The sequence below is a fragment of the Paenibacillus luteus genome, from assembly GCF_006542765.1.
Taxonomy (GTDB): domain Bacteria; phylum Bacillota; class Bacilli; order Paenibacillales; family Paenibacillaceae; genus Pristimantibacillus; species Pristimantibacillus luteus.
The window spans coordinates 35189-59507 of sequence record NZ_SKCD01000088.1 but is presented as its reverse complement, the minus strand read 5'-3'; the positions used below and the strand labels follow the sequence as shown (position 1 = coordinate 59507).

Genomic DNA, 24319 nt, shown 5'->3' with positions numbered 1-24319 from the left:
GATGAAGCCAGGAATACTTGTTATTAGCCATGGCTCCAGAGAAAGCTTGTGGGTAAAGCTGGTTGACGATGCGATAACGGCAGCGGCTGCCTCGCCAAGCTTGTCAAATGTTCCAATTGTGTCGTCCTTTCTTGAAATTATTGAGGGACGGCTTATTCAGGATGGAATCGATGAGCTTGAGCAGCAGGGGGTTACCGATCTTTATGTGGTACCGCTGTTCATATCCTCAGGCAGTACCCATGTGGATGAAATCGGGCAAGCCTTCGGTTTCCCATGGTTATCTGACCTTGAAGGGGACCTTGGTACCTTTCGCGTAGCCGCGAATGTTCATTACGGGATGCCTATTGATGATGATCCGGAAATCGCCGAACTGCTCTTGGATAATATTTCTTCATTGTCCTTCGACCCCAAGCAGGAGGCATTGCTGCTTATCGGTCATGGAAGCAAAGAAAAGGTATTTCACGAACGATGGCAGGAGGGCTTGCTGAAGCTTGGCGAGCGCCTGCGTGCACTGGGCGGCTTTCAGCGTGCCGAATATGCCATGCTGCTGCCTGATCAAGCGGCTGCTAAGTTAGCCGCTATGCAGACGGCTAATCCAGAGGAAGCGGTGATCGTTGTACCGCTGTTTCTGAGTCAGGGTTATTTTACGAATCATGTTATTCCGACCAGGCTTACCGGCCTTGAGTATAGATATAACGGCAGAGCGATGCTGCCTAATCCGGCAATCGTGAGATGGCTAGAGCGTCAAATGGTTAGCGGCTTGCAGCGTTTGCAGGTGCAAAAGTAATACCCAGTACATAGGTTGAGTGATTGTTAGGGGTGAGCCAGGATGGCAATCAAGCGGGCAAGATTGATCTATAACCCGACATCGGGAAGAGAAGAAATGAAGAAACGTCTGCCTGATATCTTGCAGCGTCTGGAGCAGGGCGGCATCGAAACGAGCTGTCACGCGACGATCGGTGAAGGAGATGCTACGCTAGCTGCCGCAGATGCGGCGGATCGCGGGTATGATATGGTTATTGCTGCGGGTGGGGACGGTACGCTCTATGAAGTCATTAACGGCTTGACGAACAAAGTGAATCGACCGCCGCTTGGTATTCTTCCCGTTGGTACAACGAATGATTTTGCAAGAGCCATGGGCATTCCGAAGCACTGGGAGTATGCCGTAGACCTGATTATCCAGCAATATGCTCGGCCGATTGATGTCGGCAAGGCAAATGATCGTTTCTTCATTAATATCGCCGGAGGGGGCTCCTTGACGGAGCTGACTTACGATGTGCCAAGCAAGCTGAAGACGATGATTGGCCAGTTGGCTTATTATATGAAGGGCATGGAGAAAATGACCCGTCTTCGTCCGACGGAACTGACTTTTCAAGCGGCTGGCGTAGGCGAGTTTCATGATGAATTCATGATGTTCCTCATCTGCAACAGCAATTCGGTTGGCGGATTCGAGCGCCTCGCTCCTGATTCCAAGCTGGATGATGGACTATTGGATGTGCTGCTGATTCGCAAGTGCAATCTGCCGGAATTCATTAAGCTGGTGACGCTGGCGCTGCGCGGCGAGCATTTGAACGATCCGCATGTCATTCATTTCAGAACGGATGAGCTGAGAGTAACGACGCCGGACTATGTTCAAATTAATCTGGATGGCGAATATGGCGGCGTGCTGCCATGTACATTCTCGGTACTGCCTTCGCACTTGCGTATATTTGCTGATGAGACGGGTGCATCAACGTATCGGTGAGCAGGGATGAATGCTCGGTATAGGGAATACTGGTTAGCAACAAGCAGGCAACAGCATTGAAGATAGAGCGGAGAGAGTTTATGAACAAAGGAAGAAGCAGAGGCGGCAAAGGAAGATCGCGCGGCGCAGCAGGGACGGTTGCGGCAGCGGTTCCGGTAGATGCCCCTTTTCAAAAAAATGAAGAAGTCACCGTCGATATTATCGGCCTGACGCATGACGGAGAAGGGGTAGGCCGGGCTGACGGCTTTACCCTTTTTATACAGGGAGCGCTTCCCGGCGAACGTGTCCGCGCCAAGGTGATAAAGACAAAGAAACAATACGGCTACGCGCGTTTGGAGGAGCTGCTGCAAGCAAGCCCTTCGCGGATCGAGGCGCCTTGTGATATTTATAAGGAATGCGGCGGCTGCCAGCTTCAGCATTTCCATTACCCTGCGCAGCTTGAGTGGAAGCGGCAGCATGTGGTGGACAACCTTGTGCGGATTGGGAAGCTGAACGTTGTTGGTGAAGGGGATGGAGCGCCAGAGGGGATCATCGTACATCAGACGGTTGGGATGGAAGATCCGTGGCGCTACCGGAATAAAGCTTCTGTGCCCATCGGAACGAGTGCTCGTGACGGTCAGTTAATCGCAGGCTTCTATGCCAGAGGCAGCCATAGAATTATCGATATGGACGATTGCTTGATCGAGCATGAGCATAATGATGAAGTCATTCGCGTCGTGAAACGGATTGGCCGTGAGCTTGGTGCAACGCCTTATGATGAGGAGTCTGGCCGCGGCGTGCTGCGCCATGTGATGGCTCGGACAGGCGTTGTAACGGGCGAGATCATGGTCGTATTGGTGACAAACGTCAGAAAGCTGCCTTCATCGGAGGAATGGGTTAAGCGAATCCGTGAAGAGCTGCCTGGCGTGAAGAGCATTGTACAAAATGTGAATGAGCGGAATACAAACGTGATATTCGGTGACGAGACGCGTGTCCTCTGGGGCAGCGAGGTTATTTATGATGAGCTCGACGGCATTCGCTTTGCAATCTCGGCTCGGTCGTTCTACCAAGTGAACCCGATGCAGACCGTTGCGCTCTATCGGAAAGCGGTGGAGTACGCGGGATTGACGGGCACGGAAACCGTTATTGACGCGTATTGCGGCATCGGCACCATTTCCCTATTTCTGGCTCGCCAAGCTGGACGCGTCTATGGCGTCGAGATTGTGCCGGAAGCGATCGAGGATGCGGCTCGTAATGCAGAACTGAATGGCATCGAAAATGTCTCGTTTGAGGCGGGTCTAGCGGAAGTTGTTATTCCGCGCTGGAGCAAGGAAGGCATTACGGCAGATGTCATTGTCGTCGATCCTCCACGCAAAGGCTGTGATCCCGCGCTACTCGAAACGATTCTGGCGATGAAGCCGGAGCGGGTTGTGTATGTGAGCTGTAATCCTTCTACACTGGCGCGCGACTTGCGTGTGCTGGAGGACGGCGGGTATCGGACGGTTGAGGTTGTTCCTGTGGATATGTTTCCTTGGACGGTGCATGTGGAGTGCGTGGTAGGAATGTGCCGCGTAGATACCTAGAAGTCCTTAATTATCAGTATTCTGTGAAGTATGCGTCGTTTACGACTGATGGACAGGACTACAGGAATAAGGTATTAAACGATAAAATTGAGGTTTCTATTGTTTTGGATTTAAAATGGGTGGATACATCTGAAGATTTTAACTGAGAATTGGAATGTTAAAGAGAGCATCCGTTGTCGGACGCTCTTTTTAGAGACTGTTCGAATCCGTGTGATGTCAAATTGTTCTGCTGTATTATAATTGAATCCAATACTGTTGCTGATGATGGGAAGGTGAAGCCCATGGATAAATTCGAAGATTTAGAAAAATGGATTAAGCTCACAGGAGATCGCGCCAAACTGGATGCAAAAGCTAACGACACGTACATTGTACATAAAACTGCGGAAGGTCAAATTGTAAAAGAATACAACAAGGGAGACATTGTCCCCGTTGCAGATTCGGATGCCTCGCATGTATGAATGGACGCCGATCATGTATGTATTTGCTGGTAATAATGGTAGCGGTAAAAGAACCATTCGAAACCTCATTGTTGATCAACTCGGTATTAGTATGAACATTGATCCAGATGCTTTGGTACGAGGGGTTGATTCTTTGCATCCTGAAAGCCGGTTTGAGCTTACGATGTTTAATGTAGGTTTGGGTGATTATCATTTAAACATAGGACGAATTGCAGCGCGAGTTAGAAATGGCGGGTATCATATTCCGACTGGGGTGATAATCAGGAGACATGATAGGCATCCCGCTTGACAAAGTTCAGATTCTTAGTAGGACTAATAGCCACATGTTAATGCCGAGCAGTGTAGCCGCAGCTAGGGGGAACGAGGTAACAGCCTCTGCTAGTTATTAGGGTTACTATGCTGAGTATTCACAGTTTGAAAGCTGGAGTATTTGTTTTCAATTTCCTGCAGGATTTTTAATGCTGCGTCATACACTCCAAATTCTTTTAGCAGTTCAACATCCTTTATTTTATATACCAAGACGCTCCATCTATCCCCAGATTGGTGTGCTAATTCGTTTTTTTGTAACTTTTTTAATAATTTTTTTGTTATTTGAGGTGGGAAATCACTATCCCAAAGATCCGATATCCCGAGATGCTCAATCATACATAGCTCATCATTAAGTTCGCTACAGAAATAAAGTCGAGTTGCTGATGTGTTGTATTCAAACTGTAATTTGCTAAAAGATACGATATTTAAAACTTTACTAGATTCATCGCCGTTCCCCAACCTATCGAGGTAGTTTTTAATCATTGGGGCAACAAGGGTCTGGTTAAAGTGGTAGGGTTTTAATTTTTCAAACATTCTGTACATATAACCTTCCCACTCATAGTTCTTAAAATGGTATTGAAAGTAGTCAGCATATAAAATATTGATTTGTTTATTGGATCCATACGGAATTACTTGTTTTAATTTAATGAGGTTATCCCCAAATATATCCGAATAGTATGTTTCTAATTCCTCATCATCGCTACCAAAACAAATAATACACGCATTACAGAGGATGAAGAGTGGTATGTGGAGAAACCGTATCCATTGCTCATCTTTAATAATTAAATATTCAAATACAACGTTGCGTAATTGCGTATTATGTTCTAAATACGTTGCGTAAACGTCACTTGTAAAGAATTGGTTGGCACGTAATATTGGCTCGTCCCGACAAATAAACAAAGACAAGCATTCTGCGCAAAAGCTTATAAGCTTGTACAGCAATATTTGATCTCCTTGAGAGAAATGCAACACGATTGAGCTTAGAAGATTGACTTCTCCCTCGGGGATATGTGGATTAGGGACACATAATACTGCGATAAGAAGATCAATAGCTTCTTTTGTTTGTAAAAGATCATAGATATACCATGGTGTGGAAGTTTCCAGTATTGTTTTTAATTCTGCTTTAATAGCAGAATTAAGATCACTATTTGTAATAAATTCATCAATTTGATCATCATCTAAGTATGTTTCAGAAGGTCCTAACAACCAATTTTTAGCGTCTTCCTTAACGTTTTTCAGAGTGTGATGTTTCAAATCGATATCGCTTTCTGATGGATTATTTGTTTTTACTTTTTTGTTAGGAATCAAGATGGGTTTTCTGCCACATAAGTCATATATTTGCTCTCCGAACTCTTTGGTATACCGTAAGCCAAATTGTTTCATAAGACTTGGAATACTATCGACAAGTACATCTAGTTCGAAGAACATTCCGAACTCTTCGAGAAAATCAATCTCCAAAAGAATGGTATTCCTCAAGTTGCTCTGTATCATTTTAAAATGACTTTCATAAAATAAAGAATATTCTTCTGGAAATACATCCTGAAAATCACGCATTGCTTTGTAGTGATAAATACTGAAGGCGTTTTTGTAATAATTACTAATGATAGTTTTCCCTTCGAAATTCATCCCTAATTTTATGCAACTAGCAATAATATCGGGCAAATTATGCATGTCCTTATATTGGGCTTCTAAGTCGCCATTGCCCATGGTTAAGCAATAATCATTAATTTCAGTTTCTAAGAAACGGTACAGTGAAAGATGCTCTTTTTGCTGACAGCACCGTAGTAAATTAAAAAACCTATCTAATTGTCCATTAGTCTCTTCAAAAAGATCAATCTCCCAGTTCCAGCTTCCATCGTATTCTAAAATACTGTCACTATATTCGTCATAGTGTGCAATACAATGTTGAACGATAAGCTCCATAATCCTATCGCTGCAAGAATCAGAGAGATGTTCTAATAGAAATAGGAGTTGATTGTAATAAACACAGCATTCTAAGATTTTCGGAACCAAGCTCTCGCAATGTTTCTGTAAGTATCCATATAAAAAATCCTGTATAGCAGGCATATTGAATTTTAATAGCACTGCTTCATATTCCTCGCTGTAAAAGGTCTTGATCATTGTTTTTTCAAGTTCTGCAATACATTCGTCTATGTTCTTAACATTCATGTAGGTACTTGAGATTACGATGTATTGTTCGTAACAACGCTTTATACTCTCGAAATGCATGGGAGTTGATGAAATCAGCAAAAGTAAGGAAACAATTTGTGATTCAGTGGACAGATCCATAAAAATAGATTCCCAAAATTCTTCTGGATTATCGAAATAGTTACACAACAATTCGTAATATTCTTCAGGTGAACAATCTTGATTGTATTTATTATTCAAAAATAGTGCGAGTACTCTTGGATTGTAATTTTGATGGTGTATAATCCTGTCAGTTTTCATAAATAAATAGTTAACATACTCATATTCAAGATTTGACACGTAGAGATGGCTGTACAGAATACTAGCCTTTTCATCGTCCCCGTACTCCTCAAGTGTACATATTAGTGCATATTGGTCCAGAGTGTTTCTTAATAAGGGATGTTTTTGTAAACCTTGCTGTAAAATGTACTCACGAGTTGTCAAAATTAAGCGTTTCTTTCCGTGAAACTCTACTATACGTTTAATGAGTTTATCTAGACGGTTTTCATCATTTCTGCGTGTATGCTCTCCTAGAAAGATACTCCCCCAAAAATCATCCAAAATAATAACTTGTTGCTTTTCATCTTCTAACATTGCATACACATCATTAATGGAATTTGCCCATATGAAACCATCTAAATTGTTTGGTTGAAGATATGCCAATGCTAAAATGTAGGCCATTGTGGTTTTTCCTACTCCAGGTTCGCCCGAAAGAACAATTACATGGTTATGAGAACACTTACGTAAAGCCTCATGATAAATCTGCGTAGGAACAAAAGTTTTAGCAACCCTAATAGCTTCTTTTAGTTCTTCGGCAGATTCTCTATAGGCAGCGCGGTATACAGATTCGACTAATATCTTTTCCATTACATTGGTATTCGGAAGCCACAGCTTTGGATACCTAAGTAATATTTGTTTGTATAGTGGATCTTCGAGAAAACTATTCATATCTTTGCTATGCAAAATATCATGATTATTGAGAATAAACCCTTCGAACAATTGAATGATGTTGTTTTCCTCGTTTGGAGAAAGTTCCATTGAGATACCTAAGATGTATCGATTAGGTTTTAATTTGCGTACTTTGGGTAGCTCAAAGTGCTCTAAGTCACGATACAGTTTTTTGAAGTCAGGTTGATAGCGTTTAGCTTGAACAATGGTTTTAAAATTACCATCTATATATAGGCCATCAATTCCCATGTCGCGTCCTTCTTTATACATCTTTAATACAATACAATCTCTTTTTTGGATAATATCACATACTAATTTTTCAAATTCAAGTGGCTCTAGTAGCGAGTGAAAATCATAATTTGACATAGAATCCCTCCTGGCTGAAATGATTCTTTTCAAAATAGTTTAAAATTATTAGGGAGTTTCCGAAAACTCATTTTGAAGGAGGTATTTCAACAAAATCATCATAGAAGCTAAAAAAGCAAAGCTCAAAAGGTTTCGGGAAAGCTTGTTATAGCGTGTTGCGAGCTCACAGAATTGTTTGAGTTTGTTGAAAAAACATTCCACAACATGGCGTTCTTTATAATGGTAAAAATCACATGCCTAAGGAGCTGTCGTATTGGACTTGGGCGGGATGCAGAATGTTGCGTTGTGGGCCTCAATATACGTTCGAATGTTCCGTAGGCTTTGTCGGCTGAAATGATGCTTCCAGACAACGATACGCTAGAGAGGACTTCAATTGCTTACCAGATGTATTAGCGAGTAAATTGCATGAATGAAACACCCATGATATGATTAGAATAGAAATAAGGAGCCGGACGGCCATCCGACTCCCTGCACAACATTTTGGGTGGGAAGCCTCCAAAAGTGTTCAGAGAAAATAACCCGTTACCCTTGGCGCGAACCTTGGCGGGTTATTTTCGTTTATTCATGAAAGTGAGCAAAGCCAGCAAGAACATGCCGAGCATAATCACTTCAGTCAACGAAAATGTCATGAGCATCACCTCCGCTCTGGAGGCGATACTTCCCCACCCGGTGTTTGTCAAGGTAGTTGTCGTGATCTCTTGAAAAAAGTAGCGATTAATTTATAGCATTTGCCCAGCTTGAATAGGTTTCACTTTTTCGGGGTTTAGCCACACTTTTTCTTCTAAACTCCAGTTGCGGGTACTTCCTGACCAACGTGTTGGATGTAAGGCTTTTGCTGCTTCATAGACCTGTTGTCGTTTCTCGAATATCTGTTTCGCTAGTCCTTGGTGTCTTTGGTTAGGCGTCAGAAAATTAAGCCCACTGTGACAATGCTCTGCATTGTACCAATGTACAAAACGCAGCACCCATTCACGAGCTTTATGTATGTTCTCAAAGCCGTTTGTGGGGTATTCAGGACGATACTTACACGTTCGGAATATGGATTCCGCATAGGGGTTGTCATTACTGACTCGTGGTCTGCTTCTCGACGGTGTAATGCCAAGACTATACAGCGTCTCTAGCAGACTTGAGCCCTTCATGGGACTGCCATTGTCTGAATGTAACACGAGCGGACTCTTGCGGATCAGACATTGCTCACTTAGTACGGTTCTATGGATTAATTGGCTTGCATGCTCTGCGGATTCTTCCTCCCAAATTTCCCAGCCCACGATTTTTCTACTAAATAAATCGATGACAAGATAGAGATAGAAATAGAAGCCTTTCACAGGGCCTGCGAGCCAGGTAATATCCCACATCCAGACTTGATTTGGCCCTGTTGCACAATGGCTCGTCGGTGGTTTAGATGTTGGTTTTGCACTTTTCCCGCGATGATGCTGTAACTTGTTTTGGTGCATGACGCGATAGAAGGTAGATTCTGATCCAATATACGTGCCTGATCTGCCAGTCTAGGCACAATCTGACTAGGCGGTAAGCTCCTAAACTCAGGTTGATGGATGAGGGTAATGATTTGTTGTTGCTCGGAATCGCTAAGCTTGTTGGCTGGTGACTGTCGTTTTGCATGAGCTCGCTGATCCTCACATAAGTCTTGATTTCGCCAACGTTGTAAAGTCCTTTGTGTAAGTTTAAGCGCTTTGCACGCTAAGAATTCCCTTGCACCAGCTTCTACGGCTTCCTGAATCAGTGATACGGCTAATTGACGATCTGAGGCACTGATCATTCGTCCTCTTGGTCCCCCCAGATCGCTTGGGCCTTTTTTCGCAACACGAGCAAGGCAGCTGTTTCCGCTAAGGCAGATTCCTTCCGTTGCAGCTCACGAGAGAGTACTTTCACTTCTTGTTCTTTGACGCGAAGTTCTTTTTGTAGCTTTGTAGCTTGCTCAGCAACACCGCCATTGGCTTGCATACATGCATCTCGCCAAGCTTCAACTTGCTCGACATACAATCCTCTCGAACGGCAGTATTCCGCTAACTCGATCTGGCTTAACGTCATGGTCTCCACAACGATAGAGAACTTATCTCGTGTACTCCATTTCTCAGTTGCCAATTCCCCAGCAGGCATTGCAAACCCTTGTGCCCGAGCTAACTTCTTCCACTTATACAGTGTTCCTTCGGATAATCCACTATCCCTTGCGATCTGACTTACAGACTCATTGTTCGGAGGCATCATTCATTGCAGTATCTTAAGCTTCATCTATTTACTCGGTTTAGTCATTGTCATCCACCTTAGTCTCTCTTTCTATTCACTATACTTTCAAGAGAGGGGTACGACAACTAGTCTGACACAGGGGCCACCCAAGTCTGTTGTACATCAGCATTATATCAAAATATGACATTTCTTGCATGGAAGATTTATAAAAAATCGGAATAAGCGTGTAAGAGGATTCATGTTCCTATTCCCAACACAACACATGTGGAGGCCGTAGTAGGAATGCAACGAATAGATGCGTAGAAATTTTTTGTTTTCAACACTTTGCGCGATTTATGACGTTTAAGACAGTGGGCAGCGATTTCAGAAATAAGAAAATCAAAGACAATATTAAGGTTTCTGTCGTTCTGGACTTGGATTTGGATGTCGAGTGTGTAGATATGTTGAATTCATTACAGTGAGTAAGGCTTGAATGAAGGAAAGACACGTGCCGTAGATTGGCAGAATGTTATACGATGTGAGTGTGAGCATAGGGAGGTAGCAGAACTAATAAGGTTCGTGCGCCTCCCTTTTGTTTAATATCTCCAATTGTGATTTGCCGTGGTAAGTTGGTATCTCTCACTTACCCTTTTGATATCATCAGTAAGATTTGTCAATGTATGAACTGTACAAAGTTAATTCGTCTAAGTACCTGCCGAATCGTAGTTGCAGGTGCTTTTAGCGTGTACTATTCATATTTGGAGCTGTGAAACGACCACGACGGTAGAGTGCTTCGCTGGCAGCAATAAGTCGGAGGTTCGATTCCTACAAATTCCCGCAACAAAACAAATAGCTAACAACATTTTAGTTGTCTTTGTTGCAATTCCTTTAACAACTTTGATCTTTGTTTTTTCTTTAGAAAAGAACCTTACTTTTTGGATAGAGCTAAGGTATCTCTTGCTATCACAAGTGCAATCTATGTAGCAGGGGGATGGGAATTGTTTTGTATGCATATTCTACGAAGGATTTTTCACGGCTGCTTCCAAGAACAATTGATGTTTTGAAAACACTGGATTTTCAACCTAGAGAGTTTTTCCTTATAATTACACAAATACTAACCTTTCCGTTTATACTAGCGAATGTACTGAGTTTAGCGTTAATCGAACTAATACAATTCAATAATAAGACGAAATCTTGGGTTTGATGAAATATTGAAATTTAGATCGCTAATCAATACATGTGGCCTCGATTATTATTGATGGTTATAATCGGGGCGAGGAAATTGTAATTAATTAACGAAATATTATTGAAAATTTTAGAATCTATATCGTGCAATGATTAATGAAAAACTCTTGTATTTTTTATTGATTAGGATTTTTATTATATATTTGATTATTTTGAGTGTTTTAAAATTCGATATGAATAGTAAAATTGATATACAGACTTTATTCTCAAATTGAATAGATGGAGCGTTTATTTCGTGGATCAAAGAATGATTATTGGTATGCGTCTAAATGAAATCAGAGGCAACTGAGAAACTTGATGTTAACTATAGTACTTATTTTAATTGGGAGGCCGGGAATCGAGAGTCCTTTGCAGAAATGCCCAGTAAGCAAGCCACTTTTTTGAGGTTTCTATTGCTTTAAATTTAAATGGGCGGATTTGTAAAATGAATTTTAATTTAATGGAGCTAGTATTCCGATTGAGTAAAGAGCCTCATCATACACTGCTGTAAAGCGCGTAATGGATGCAAAGGATAGGAAATTTAGAGTGGTCAAGTTTTAAGTAGAAAAATCATAGCCCTTTTTGGGAAGAACCGTTTTATACGCTTATTTATTTGAGAGCGATTAAATTTTAATTTTCGGAGTAGTCGACTTTTTTGTTAGAGGAGAAATGACATAGTTATCTTGTTTGACTGAGAAAGCTTAGTCATTTTTAGGGCTCACAAAGCGGATGCGACAAGTTAGCTCGAGTTTGATTTTATTATTGATATTCTATACTGGTAAACTTTCTTGGCTTCGTGTAATACTTTCATCCTATTCAATAGCAATATTATGAAGGAAAATGAGAAAAAAGGGGGGAGGGGATTATGGCAAAATGGAAACTATACTGGGTTGAATCAGATGGTTATGAAGATTGAAGATAAGGCGAATCGGAAATTTAGAAAATGGTCAAAGAAATATGCTCCAGAGCAAGCTAATAGGCCTGACTTACGTCAATGGCCTTGGTATGCCAGTAAATGGCTGCTGAGAGACTTGGGAGCACAGTTCCGAACGATTGATGATGAAGAACAAATGCTTTTGCGAGATGTTGTGTATGCCAAAAGGGCTACTGGTGAGTGGTATACCTATAGTGTTGGTGCAAGGGCCCTGACTGAAATGAATAGACAACTACCTCAATATGATAATTATGACAATGAGCCTAGAATCAACATTTCTGATCAGCTCCAGACTGCCATTGGAAGGGCATTGACACAATGTCATGAAATTGAGTTTTTATTTTCGAAATCTTTTATATTTGCTATATCAGAAAAGCAACAGAAAAAATATGAAACAGTTAATGATTTTTTAAAAGGCTGGGAGAAGAAGACATTAGGAGGACTATTCTCGGCTATGCAAGAAGCTTTTGATATTGAGGATGATATAAAAAAGGCGATGGATTTATTCCTCGAAATGAGAAATAATTTGGTACATGGGATTACAATAACAGACAAATATGATATTTATACTGATTGGGGACAGAGAGAATTACTAGTTTTTCTTGATATATTCCTTTCTTTATGTGCTCCTATTAAAGAAATAGCAGCATCATGTTTAGAAGTAAGTATCAAATATGCAAAAAGGCATTTGCTTGATGAAAGTGGTAAGAAGATCTTAACAGAAAGTTCAGAGGAACTATTAAGCTTGTTTATTGAGTGTTTCCGATTAAAAGAAAACATTGAAATATAGATATTTATAAATTAGTTTTTTTATATTAAATGAACTATAGAAATCATACAGATATGATACACATTTAGGCAGAGAAGGAGAATTAAAAGTGACAGTTCAAAATATTAAAACCTCAAAACAGGCAATTGTGGATTATTGGTTTTCAATTGTAGATGAGTGTGGGTTAAGCGTAGATGCATCCGAAGCGCATGAAAGATGTTGGAGATGTGGGTACAAACAGTCATTAGAACGATGTCATATTATTCCTAATTGTTTGGGTGGTGAAGATAAGGCTTCTAATCTTGTTTTACTATGTCACAGATGTCATTTGGAGAATCCCAACATTGCAAATATGGATATTATGTGGGACTGGCTTCGTGCATATGGTACACCATTCTATGATACATTTTGGGTGAAACAAGGGATGAAGGAATATGAATTTGTATACGGAAAATCTTTGGAAGAGGAGTTTGCAGAAAGAAGGATAACCGATGATAATAAGTTTCAAGATATTATCGGAGAACAGATGGAAAAAACAACATTTCATTTTGGACATCCTTATTTGAATTCTGCAACATTAGCGGGGGGACTCAGAGTCGCATTAAAAAAGTACGATGAAACTTATTAAGCTAACAATTACAAGGGACTATGGGAATAAGGTGCTAAACACTAAAATTGAGGTTTCAATTGTTTTGGATTTGAAATGGGCGGATACATCGAGTGAGTTTTAAGTTGAAAATCAGAATGTAAAAGGGAGAGTTCATTGTTGGGCGCTTTCTCATTAAGCCAAGGCAGGTATCTGTATGATGTGTTATAATTAAATCAACATCGATACTGTGATTATGGGAAGGTGAAGCCCATGGATAAATTTAAAGATCTGGAGAAACTTATTAAGCTTACAGGAGATCGCGCCAAGCTGGATGCAAAAGCAAATGACACGTACATTGTATATAAAACTGCTGAAGGCCAAATTGTAAAAGAATACAACAATGGAGACGTTGTCCCCGTTGCAGATTCGGATGCTTCGCATGCATGAACAGACGCCGATTATGTATGTATTTGCTGGTAATAATGGCAGCGGTAAAAGTACGATTCGAAACTTGATCGTTGATAGACTCGGAATCAGCGTGAACATCGATCCAGATGCCTTGGCACGAGGGATTGATTCGTTGCACCCTGAGAGACGAAAAGTATCTGCAGGTAAAGAGGCAATTAAATTAGCTAAAGACTGTATTCGTCATGGGAGAGATTTTTCCGTTGAAACTACATTGGCAGGAGGCAACGCGATTCGTCTTATGCGGGACGCCAAGACCAACAAGTTCGAGACCACAATGTTTTATGTAGGTTTAGGTGATTATCATTTAAACATAGAACGGGTTGCAGCGCGAGTTAAAAATGGCGGACATCATATTTCGACCGAGGACATTATCAGAAGGCACGACACTTCAATTCAGAATTTGCTTAATAACCTTCATTTAATCGATCATCTAATTGTCATTGATAACAGCAGCGATAAAGGTGATATCGTGCTTCAGATAAGCCATGGCTCAATTACACATCGCTTAGATTCAATTCCAGGCTGGGTAGAACAAGTTGAAAAAAGATATTTGAAGTGATTGAAGTCATACGATATACAGCGAGCGATACATGTTCCTTTTCCCCAGACGACAAATGTGGAGTGCGTGGTGGAGATATGTAGAAGTATATAGTTATCAGTATTCGGCGAAGTTTCCTGGTGTTCTGTTATTTATAAGCTGAGATTTAAACAGGGGATATAGCGTGAAATCGGCACTAAAAGACCACCTTCCAAAGTAAAACGGAGGTGGTCTTTCGTATTACACCATATGATGCGAACCGTTTTCCGACGCTTCAAAAATGCCTAAATCCCTTGCGGCGCAAGGCTTTTACCGTTTTCCCCACTTCGCTTTGGTGGCTTTCTCTTGAAAATGATTAATGTTAGTGTATTAGCGGCAGTCGTCTACACTACCAACCTTATCGCTATGTTCGCGCTTGCTGGCAACCAGCTTATATCCGGCCCCCCGAATCGTAATGATTCTCTCCGGATTGACAGGATCAGCCTCGATTTTTTTTCGTAAATTACTGATGTGTACAGCGACCGTTCTCGTATCCTCCAGACTCTCCATTCCCCAGACGAGATGGAACAACGTATCGACAGTGACGACACGATTAACGTTTTGTGCCAAATAGGACAGTAGACTAAATTCTTTTTTCGATAAAAAGATGGTATGACTATCTATGTTGACGGATTGTGCGTAGAAATCCAGCGTCATACCCGGTAACTCCAGTAGTTGTTCCCTTCTGCTTGTCGACACTCTGCGAAGGTGAGCCTTGAGTTTGGCCATGAGTACTCCCGGACTGAACGGCTTGGTCACATAATCGTCGCCGCCATAGGATAATGCGCTGATTTTCACCTCGTCTTCCTCACGACTGCTCAGAAACACGATCGGCGCATTCGTAAAGATACGTGCGTTCCTGCACCAGTCAATGCCGTTTTCATTAGCTAGCAGTACATCCAGTACAATCAAATCCGGATTAAACGACTCCAGCAGCTTCATGGCTTCTGTCCCGCTGTGGCTATACGAGGAAATAAAGCCTTCCCGTTCGCAATACGCCTGAACAATCTCACAAATATGGGGATCATCATCGACGATCATAATCTTGTATGTGTCCTTCATGCTGTCACCTTCCTGCTTCTCGAATACAAAGGCAGCGATACATAGAATATCGCCCCCGTCTTGCCATTGCTCTCCGCCCGAACCGACCCTCCATGAGCTTGCACGATTTCCCTGCAAATCGCCAGTCCGAGCCCGCTGCCCTCTATTTCATTTTCTATGCCCGATCGATTATATCTGTAATTGCGATCGAAGATTTGCTCGAGCTGCTCTGGGGGAATTCCCGTGCCAGAGTCTTGTACGCTAATTATCGCACAGTGGGTATCTTGTGCTTTGTCCATGGCTAGTGCAAGACGCACCATCCCACCAGTAGAGGTGAACTTCATCGCGTTCGACACTAGATTAAACAACGCCTGCTCCAATTTTTGCGCATCTATCTCAACAACAGGCAAGTCAGGCCCTTGATCTTCCGTATTTCCGACATCCAATATGAAATGGAGTCCTGCGTCACGCACAACCAGCTCATATTGTTCAAAAAAACCACGCAAGAAATGAATGGGATGTATCGACTCCATTTGATAAGCTACTTGTCCCGTCTCTAGATGCGACAAGTAGGACAACTCCTCGATCATACGGTTGATCCTTATCGTGTTATCCCGGATATAGTTTAGGTACTGTTCATTGCGTTCCGGCTTAACCATGTCCTTCACAGCCTCGACATACCCAAGCATGCTGGACAGCGGCATGCGCAAATCATGCGTAATGTAGGCAAGCAGTTTCTTCCTCCCTTGCTCTGAGTGGAGTAACCGCTCATACGACGTGCGGAGATCTTGATGAGCTGCGGATAACGCATGTGTGCGCTCCATTACAATCCGCTCCAAATTGGTATTCATTTCAGTCAGTTTGTTATTAGCTTCCTGCAGCTCACGTGCAATCCTTTCTTCGTTCGTTGCCGTCCTCGTAAATCTTGAAGAAAGTAGAATCATCTGTGCGATCGTAAATACCAACAGCCCAAACGGAGCTGTATTTCCGATTAGCGACCATTCATTGTAATATAAAAAATCGTTGATAACCGTAATAAGCGTAACCACTGACACCAACAGGAAGATCAGCGCTCCCTCTATACGCCGCATGGCCGCTTGGGCAAGCCCAACCATCAGATACACCATGTGCAGAACAACAATTACACCAATCACCAGTAACATTTTTGAATAGATAAGCGCAGGGGTCATTACAACAAGTAGACAAAGTGCGCCCGTTGCGATACGGGTGCCAAGACGAAACCACCAGGACACATAATTCGGAAAAATGCATTCAAAATACATGGTGATGATATAGCCACTGAGGCAAAGAATCAAATACTCGATCTTGAACTGCAATTCCCACGGAAAATGAGGAAGCAATTGTGTAATCATGAGCTCGCCGTTCAGCAAGGAGCGGATGCCGAACAACACGGTGAACAAACCAAAGTACAACGGCGCCTTGTCCTTGCGTCGCAGCACGAACAACAGCAGATTATACAAGCCAATCACCAGCAGACCTGCAGTTATGAACATATCTGTGGCAACCTTCAGATTTGTCCTCACCGTTAACAAGTTGCTGCCACCCAGCTCTATATACTTGGTGATGCCGCCTCGCTTATGATGAAAGTTCGCTACTTGCATAACGAGCTCTACCGTGTCATTTTCGGGTTGGAAGAACACCAGCTTCGTTGCCAGCTGCGGTTTCACGCTACTCTTGTCCGGACCAACCACACCTACTTCTGCCAGCAGTTCTCCATTCACCCATAATTTATACGAATGAAATATAGAGGGCAGCCGCAGAGCAAGTCGCTCATTCCTATCCTGCCTGCTAAGCTCAATGACCAGCCGAAATGTGGCAAAGCCTTCTCCTTTCAGCTCCTGACCATCTAACGGGTAGCCTAGCCAGGATCCAGGGATGTTGATATATCGATCAGCCTGTCCGACTTTTTCCATGCGGCTCCGTATATTTTCTGGCGATAGCAGCTCTTGCCAGTAAAACGCCCATTCCCCCTGTAACTTTAGAGGATTCTTACTTATATGATCCTCCGTTAAATCGAGCACGCCTTCTTCGCTTTGAATCTGAGGGGAGTGCGGTCCTGATACAACGGCATAGCTTGCGACCAACCCAACAACAACAACGAGAACAGCTATGTAAAGCAAGGTAGTACGAGAACCGAATTGAAGAATATTCCTCATCATGAAGTCGACCCCAATCTACAAGATGCGCAATAAATAAGTTAATTACCTTAATGATAGCATCATAAAAAGAAAATGTGTTAGTAGCGGTGATAAAATCCTCATTTTACTTCATGCCCGATTTGTACTTCAAGCCGAGATTATATTGTTTCTTCGATATTTTGTAGTAAGCTTAGGGCACCCTAGTGTAAAAAGGAGCCCTTACTGATGAGCTATCTGTACGAGTTTATCAAGTACCAAGAGGATCTGCCGATCAGGCTGTTCGTGAATAGCGTCGCGTATGTGCCTCTTCATTGGCATAAGGAAATTGAGATTATTTATGTTCTGCAGGGTGCGATTACGATTCATATGGACCAGCGGAATATGACTCTGAATCAGGACGATGTCATCGTTGTGAATAGCATGTCGATTCATCAGATTGAACGTACGAATCAGGACAATGTTTTGCTGACGTTGCAATTTAACCCGGAGCTGCTGGAAGAGAATTTGGTCGTGATCTGCAATTCATTGCATCAGACACCAGAGAACCGGGATACCTATGATCGGATCCGCCGCTATCTGGCACAGCTGGCCTGGGAAGCGAGCAAGAAGACACAGGGCAGCCGGAATTATTCCATAGGTCTTTTGTATATGCTAGCGGGCCACCTTATGCGTTACTTCTCCATGTGGATGACGGAGGAGAGCCGCAAGGATGTCAAGGATTATGATTATCAGCGGCTGAACCGCGTACTGCAATATATCGACCGTAACTATAGTCAGAAAATAACGCTGCAGTCGATCGCTGATCAGGAGCATTTGAGCCTGCATTATTTTTCTCATTTTTTCAGTGCCAAAATCGGCATTCCGTTCCAGAAATATTTGACCTCCGTCCGATTGGAGAAGGCGGCGGATGCATTGATGAACACCAATCACAGTGTGACTCAAATCGCTCTGGATTGCGGCTTTGCGAACATCAAGCTGTTTAATAAATATTTCAAAGAAAAATATGACTCTACACCCGGAGCCTTCCGCGAAGCCGTTACGAAGGCAAAGTCTGTGGACCCTGCCCGTAAGCCGCTTACCTATGAGGAAACGCCAAGCGCCGATTACTATGAGGTCGATACGATTCAAGCGATGGAATCGCTCTATCGGTATTTGGAGCCAACCGAGGAATCGACTGACTTATTTTCAACGGCAAACGTTATTTATGATCAAGTAGAAATCAATATCGATGAGAAGGCGGAGGGCACATCGTATGCGAAGCACTGGAACTGGCTGACTACGGCTGGAAGAGCCGTTGAAGGACTGCGTGCGGATTGGCAGGCGCAATTCCTGGAGCTTCAGAGTAAGCTCGGGTTCTCGCATATTCGATTTCACGGGATTTTTAATGATGAGATGATGGTGTATTCGGAGACGGAGGAGGGTGAGCCCCTCTACAACTGGACATATGTGGACAAGCTATATGATTTCCTGCTTCAGGCAGGTATTCGCCCGTTCGTTGCACTAAGCTTCATGCCTTCGACGCTGGCGCGTTCGAAGGAAACCATCTTTTGGTGGAGAGGGCATATTGCCCCTCCGAAAGACCAGAACAAATGGAATGCGCTTGTCCGGGAATTCGTGCGTCACTGCTTGAACCGCTATGGTGCAGAGGAAGTATCGACGTGGTATTTCGAAGTATGGAATGAGCCTGATCTCACCGGGGTCTGCTGGGCGGGAACGAAGCAGGAATATTTCGAATTTTATGCGGAGACGGCGGATGTCATCAAGTCGATTTCCCTCAGGCTCCGCGTAGGCGGTCCTGCCATGGGCTACGGCTCGATTTGGAACGATAATTGGGCCGAGGAATTCATTGCATATTGCAGTGCCAGGCAAGCACCGGTTGACTTCTTCTCGTTCCACGTCTACTCGGAATACCCGAACCAGAAGAAGGAGCAAGTTAAACTAACCACGCTCATGCCGCCTTCTTTCTACTTGGATAGCGTGAAGCGTCTGAGATCGAAGCTCGCGGGCACGGACATGCCGGAGCTTGAACTGTATATGACGGAATGGAACTTCTCTCTCTATGATCGCAATTTAATTCACGATACGATGTTCATGGGGACATTCGTCGTTCATCATGCGCTGCAAACGTTAGGTGGATTAGAGTCCATTGCTTTCTGGTCATTCACCGATGTATTTGAAGAAAGCCGAGTGCCATCCTCCATTTTTTATGGCGGCTTCGGTCTCATGAACCGCAACGGATTGAAGAAACCAAGTTATTACGCTTTCGAGGTGCTGGCCAAGCTGGGGGATCGTATTCTGTCCCACGATGACGGGTATATTGTGACGCGCGATCGAAATGGAAGCCTACAAATACTGATGTATAATTACACCCACGTCGATCAACTTCTCGCCAGCGGTGATTGGTCGGGATTGACGGAGACAAGCCGGTATACTATTTTTGAGGAAAAAGGGGACAGGTTGTACCGTCTTAAGCTAGATGAATGGGAACAGGGCTATAAACTGACTAGCTACCGGCTGGATCGTGAGCACGGATCGGTTTTCGATGAATGGATTGGCTTAGGAGCACCGACTTATCCGACGGAGGAAGAAATGCAATATTTACGGCACAGGAGCACTCCGGAAATGCAAATCGAATGGCTGTCTGCGGCGGAGGGTTTAGACCGTACCTATCGCGTACCCCCACATGGCATACTTCTGATTACTTTACAGCCCCAATATTGACTGTTCATTCATATTTAGGAACGCCTCTTCTGTTGAAGAGGTGTTTTTTGCTGTATAGAAGGATGATGTTTGTAGCATGACAGTAATTAAGACAAACTAACATAGCAAAAAACGTACCTGCATAGGACAAGGAAGAACAAGAAAGCGTTATCAAGTTTTTTTATAATGAGCATGTAAACGGTTGTTACTAAGCCGAATGAAAAAGGAGGGATCTTAATGCAAGCTTTAATGAAGTGGATGGAAGAGAAGTTCGCGCCACGATTAGAAGCATTTACGAAAAATGTGTGGGTGGATTCTATTCAAGAAGCGATTATGGTTACATTGCCCATGATCTTTATTGGATCATTAATTACGCTGGTATCCATTCTGAATGAGTACATTCCGGGTATGCCTGATTTGTCGCCAATCACGACGTTCAGCTTTGGGTTGATGGGAATTTTTATATCTTTTTTGACTCCGTATATCGTATTGCAGAAGAAGGGCAACGACAAGATCAAGCTCATTGCGGGCGCAACAGGCTTATCTTTGTTCATGATGCTGCTCAAGCCTATCTTCAATGAGGACGGAACGGTTCAATTCGTCCTTGAACGATTCGGGCCTTCGGGAATGGTTACCGCGCTTTTGGTCGGTGTATTTGTAGCCGTTATTATCAATGCTTTCAACCGATTTTCTTTCTTCAAGAGTAATACGACGTTGCCTGAGTTCATTAAAGACTGGTTCGATTTCCTTGTTCCGATTGCTCTAATTCTAGTGATTGGCTGGATTCTGACCTACCAACTGCATTTTGACATGTTCGCTCTAATCGTAGACATTTTCAAGCCGCTGCAGCAGATCAGCCAGACACTTGCGGGTTTCGTTTTGTTTAACTTCATTGGGGTTCTGCTCTATTCTTTCGGTGTCAGCCCGTGGGTCATGACTCCGATCTTCTACTCGATTTGGATTCCGGGGATTGAACAGAATGCTTCACTCGTCGCTCAAGGCCTCGATCCAGTCAATATCAACACGTTCGAGACCTTCTTCTCCGGTTGGGTAGGGGTCGGCGGGCTTGGGGCTACCCTGCCGCTAGTCGTGTGGTTTTTGTTAGCCAAATCGAAAAAACTGAAATCGATCGGGAAAGCAACAATCATACCCTCATTGTTTAATATCAATGAACCGGTTATTTATGGAGCTCCGGTCGCTTTTAACCCGATTTTGATGATCCCGATGTGGATCAATGGCATTGTTACGCCAATTATTGTCTACATTGTGCTTGATCTAGGGCTTGTGGATATTCCAAGTAAAGTATTCCAGCTCTGGTACACTCCGATCGGAATCTCAACGTACATCTTAACCGGATTCAAAGGCCTTCTGCTCCTGCTGGTTGTATTGCTTCAGATGTTCGTTGTCTGGTTCCCATTCTTCAAAGTATACGACAAGCAAGAGCTTAGAAAAGAGAAGCTTGCTGATAATAAATAACAGGACTGGAGAGATAACGATGAAAACAACACAAGAACTGCTTGCATCTATGACCTTGGAAGAAAAAGCGGCAATATGCGCCGGGCTTAATATGTGGATGACCAAGGGCTTCGAGCATCACGGAATTCCAGCCATTCATATGTACGATGGAACGAACGGAATCCGTAAGACGAACAGCAACGAAGAAATGGGAGTTACAGGCGGAAATATTCCTGCAACCTGTTATCCAACAGGTTCGGCGATTGGCTCGTCTTGGAATACGGAGCTGCTTCATGAACTTGGCATTGCGCTTGGCGTCGAAGGACGTGAAATGGGCGTCGAGCTGCTCTTAGGCCCAGGAATCAATATGAAGCGAACCCCGCTTGGCGGCCGGAATTTCGAATATTATTCCGAGGACCCGTTCCTGACGGGTGAGCTCGGAGCTGCCTTCGTGAACGGATTGCAAAGCCAAGGCGTCGGCGCTTCAGTGAAGCATTTTGCAGGCAACAATCAGGAATTCGAGAAGATCGTAACGAGCTCCGAGATTGATGAGCGGACATTGCGCGAGATTTATCTGAGTGCCTTCGAGCGTATCGTGAAAAAAGCCAATCCATGGACCATTATGTGCTCCTATAACCTGCTGAATGGGTCCTATACGAGCGAGAACGAGCATCTGTTAAACGATATTTTGCGTGAGGAATGGGGCTATGAAGGGGTAGTCATCTCTGATTGGACAGCCGTCAATGACCGGATTCGCGGCTTGGCAGCAGGGCTTGATCTGGAAATGCCGGGACCTGCTTACTATAATACCAAGGCGATTACCGAAGCTGTTAATGAAGGCAAATTGGATGAATCAGTCGTGGATAAAGCCGCTGCCCGCATTCTTGAGCTCGTTCGTAAAACTACGGAACAGCAGGTAAAAGCTGCAGCTCCGAGCATTGACTATCATGAATTAGCACGTAAAGCTGCGGCCGAGAGCATCGTCTTATTGAAGAACGACAATCGTATTCTGCCGCTTGATCCTGATAAAATCTCTAAAGTGGCCGTGATCGGTAAATTCGCCAAACAGCCGAGGATTCAGGGAGCCGGCAGCGCGAATGTGACGCCGACCCGCGTAGATATTGCGTGGGATGAAATGAAGAGCATAGTAAGCGATAAGGTGAACATGGTCTACGCCGAAGGTTATCCTGAGGATGACCGCGTCGATGAACGTATGATCCAAGAGAGCGTGGCACTTGCGGCATCCGCAGACGTGGTTGTGCTGTTCGTCGGACAACCGGAGTATGTTGAATCGGAAATGCATGATTTGGACACGATCGGGCTGCCTCTGCATCAGCAGAAGCTGATCAAGGCGGTGACAGAAGTACAACCGCATTGCATTGTCGTGACCAGCAGCGGATCGGCACTTGCCATGCATCCATGGGTTCAATACGTACCAGGAGTCCTGCATTCTTGGCTTACGGGTCAAGGCAGCGGACGGGCAATTGCCGATATTCTGTTCGGACGCGTCAATCCGTCTGGCAAATTGTCGGAGACCTTCCCTGTTAAGCTGTCCGACAACCCGTCGCATATGCGGATTCGCGGCGAGAACGGCAAGCTCTATTATCGTGAGGGGCTCTTTATCGGTTATCGTTACTATGACCGTAAGGAGTTAGCTCCTCAATTCCCGTTCGGACATGGATTGTCATACACGTCATTTGCCTATTCCGACCTATTGGCTATTCAGCAAGAGGGTAAAATGAAGGTGACTTTGACGATAGAGAATACTGGAACAATGTCCGGTAAAGAGGTCGTTCAGCTCTATGTCCATGATGAGGAATGCAAGTGGATTCGTCCGCAGAAGGAACTAAAGGCATTTACGAAGGTTGCGCTCGCGCCTGGCGAGAAGCAGCAGGTTACATTGATGCTGGAGGAACGCGATTTTGCTTACTATAACACCAAGTACAACAAATGGGTGGCAGAGACCGGCTACTTCCAGATTGCTGCTGGCAGCTCTTCCCGGGACATCCGTCTACGTGAGCGTGTCTATTGCGACTTCGGTCAGGAGCCTGTCTCCTTCCACAAATTCAGTCTTGTAAATGATTGGATTAGTGAACCGAGGGCGAGAGCCATCTTCGAGAAATGTCTTACGGAAATGAACAAGCATGTTACCGAACAAGTGGTGCTGGACGATGTGTTTATCGGCTTCTGGAGTGATTTTCCGGTTATCAAGGTCATTCAGATGTTCGGTCAGACCTGGCTTGTTGATCGCTCGCCGGAGGACGTGATCGAAGAGATGATTGCGGAATTCGAACGGAAATAGAAATATGGTAATTTATAAATTTAAACCTGGAACAGGCCTCATCGTTTAAGTCATAATTGGAGCACCTCTAAGAGAATGCGACCTTATCTTTGAAGATATTTGGCCTGAAGTGCACCCCCTATAATAGACATTGGATAACCTGCTGGGTAACCGATGAAATTATAGGGGGTGCATTTTTCATGGCGCTAAAAGGACAAACGCTAAACATTATCCAGAATCATTGAAAACTCAGGCAGTTCGACTGCATGTTGAAGAAAGCTGGAGCTACAGAAAGAAAACGGAACAATACACAGTATTCCTTTACTATCATTTCTTAATCCTATTAGTCCTATTGATTAGCCGC

General features: G+C 43.7%; 15 protein-coding genes and 1 pseudogene. 12 read left to right on the top strand and 4 right to left on the bottom strand.

Annotated elements, in window-relative coordinates:
* The first annotated feature begins 1 nt into the window (after position 1).
* The 5 genes from E0496_RS33610 (at position 2) to E0496_RS33595 (ending at position 4053) form a co-directional block, all read left to right on the top strand.
* Positions 2 to 787: a sirohydrochlorin chelatase gene (locus E0496_RS33610; protein ID WP_141506276.1), complete on the top strand. Its 786-nt coding sequence runs from the start codon at positions 2 to 4 to the stop codon at positions 785 to 787.
* Between the two features lie 48 nt (positions 788 to 835).
* Positions 836 to 1744, top strand: coding sequence for a diacylglycerol kinase (locus E0496_RS33605; RefSeq protein ID WP_175598163.1), 909 nt, complete (start codon positions 836 to 838; stop codon positions 1742 to 1744).
* 80 nt (positions 1745 to 1824) lie between these two features.
* On the top strand, positions 1825 to 3306 hold the full coding sequence (gene rlmD / locus E0496_RS33600; RefSeq protein ID WP_141506274.1) for a 23S rRNA (uracil(1939)-C(5))-methyltransferase RlmD: 1482 nt from the start codon (positions 1825 to 1827) through the stop codon (positions 3304 to 3306).
* 281 nt (positions 3307 to 3587) lie between these two features.
* Entirely contained in the window at positions 3588 to 3764 is a 177-nt protein-coding gene (locus tag E0496_RS36030) for a hypothetical protein (protein WP_175598161.1), read from the top strand.
* Positions 3757 to 4053 (top strand): hypothetical protein, encoded by a 297-nt coding sequence (locus E0496_RS33595; protein ID WP_338325893.1) that lies wholly within the window; start codon positions 3757 to 3759, stop codon positions 4051 to 4053. Before E0496_RS36030 ends, E0496_RS33595 begins: the two co-directional genes overlap by 8 nt.
* Positions 4054 to 4142: 89 nt before the next feature.
* On the opposite strand, the gene E0496_RS33590 is transcribed toward E0496_RS33595, so the two are convergent.
* Together E0496_RS33590 and E0496_RS33580 are read right to left on the bottom strand one after the other, a co-directional pair.
* Positions 4143 to 7574, bottom strand: a complete 3432-nt coding sequence (locus E0496_RS33590) for an nSTAND3 domain-containing NTPase (RefSeq protein ID WP_141506273.1) — start codon at positions 7572 to 7574, stop codon at positions 4143 to 4145.
* Positions 7575 to 8293: 719 nt separating this feature from the next.
* Positions 8294 to 9800: pseudogene (locus E0496_RS33580) on the bottom strand (IS3 family transposase).
* 2012 nt (positions 9801 to 11812) lie between these two features.
* Between E0496_RS33580 and E0496_RS33575 the strand changes: the two are divergent.
* From E0496_RS33575 to E0496_RS33565, 4 genes are all read left to right on the top strand, one after another.
* Positions 11813 to 12706 (top strand): hypothetical protein, encoded by an 894-nt coding sequence (locus E0496_RS33575; RefSeq protein WP_141506271.1) that lies wholly within the window; start codon positions 11813 to 11815, stop codon positions 12704 to 12706.
* A gap of 88 nt (positions 12707 to 12794) precedes the next feature.
* Complete coding sequence (locus E0496_RS33570) at positions 12795 to 13313, top strand: HNH endonuclease (RefSeq protein WP_141506270.1); 519 nt, start codon at positions 12795 to 12797, stop codon at positions 13311 to 13313.
* Positions 13314 to 13544: 231 nt separating this feature from the next.
* Positions 13545 to 13721 (top strand): hypothetical protein, encoded by a 177-nt coding sequence (locus E0496_RS36025; RefSeq protein WP_175598160.1) that lies wholly within the window; start codon positions 13545 to 13547, stop codon positions 13719 to 13721.
* Positions 13714 to 14301: an ATPase gene (locus tag E0496_RS33565; protein WP_141506269.1), complete on the top strand. Its 588-nt coding sequence runs from the start codon at positions 13714 to 13716 to the stop codon at positions 14299 to 14301. Before E0496_RS36025 ends, E0496_RS33565 begins: the two co-directional genes overlap by 8 nt.
* Before the next feature lie 348 nt (positions 14302 to 14649).
* Here E0496_RS33565 and E0496_RS33560 read toward each other — a convergent pair whose 3' ends face one another.
* Together E0496_RS33560 and E0496_RS33555 are read right to left on the bottom strand one after the other, a co-directional pair.
* A complete protein-coding gene (locus E0496_RS33560; RefSeq protein ID WP_141506268.1) occupies positions 14650 to 15381 on the bottom strand; it encodes a response regulator transcription factor in 732 nt (243 codons plus the stop codon).
* Positions 15378 to 17540 (bottom strand): ATP-binding protein, encoded by a 2163-nt coding sequence (locus E0496_RS33555; protein WP_141506267.1) that lies wholly within the window; start codon positions 17538 to 17540, stop codon positions 15378 to 15380. Before E0496_RS33555 ends, E0496_RS33560 begins: the two co-directional genes overlap by 4 nt.
* A 204-nt stretch (positions 17541 to 17744) precedes the next feature.
* Between E0496_RS33555 and E0496_RS33550 the strand changes: the two genes are divergently transcribed.
* The 3 genes from E0496_RS33550 (at position 17745) to E0496_RS33540 (ending at position 23976) form a co-directional block, all read left to right on the top strand.
* Positions 17745 to 20240 (top strand): GH39 family glycosyl hydrolase, encoded by a 2496-nt coding sequence (locus E0496_RS33550; protein ID WP_141506266.1) that lies wholly within the window; start codon positions 17745 to 17747, stop codon positions 20238 to 20240.
* 216 nt (positions 20241 to 20456) lie between these two features.
* A complete protein-coding gene (locus E0496_RS33545; RefSeq protein ID WP_141506265.1) occupies positions 20457 to 21695 on the top strand; it encodes a PTS sugar transporter subunit IIC in 1239 nt (412 codons plus the stop codon).
* A 19-nt stretch (positions 21696 to 21714) separates the two neighbouring features.
* Positions 21715 to 23976, top strand: a complete 2262-nt coding sequence (locus E0496_RS33540) for a beta-glucosidase (protein ID WP_141506264.1) — start codon at positions 21715 to 21717, stop codon at positions 23974 to 23976.
* Positions 23977 to 24319 lie beyond the last annotated feature (343 nt).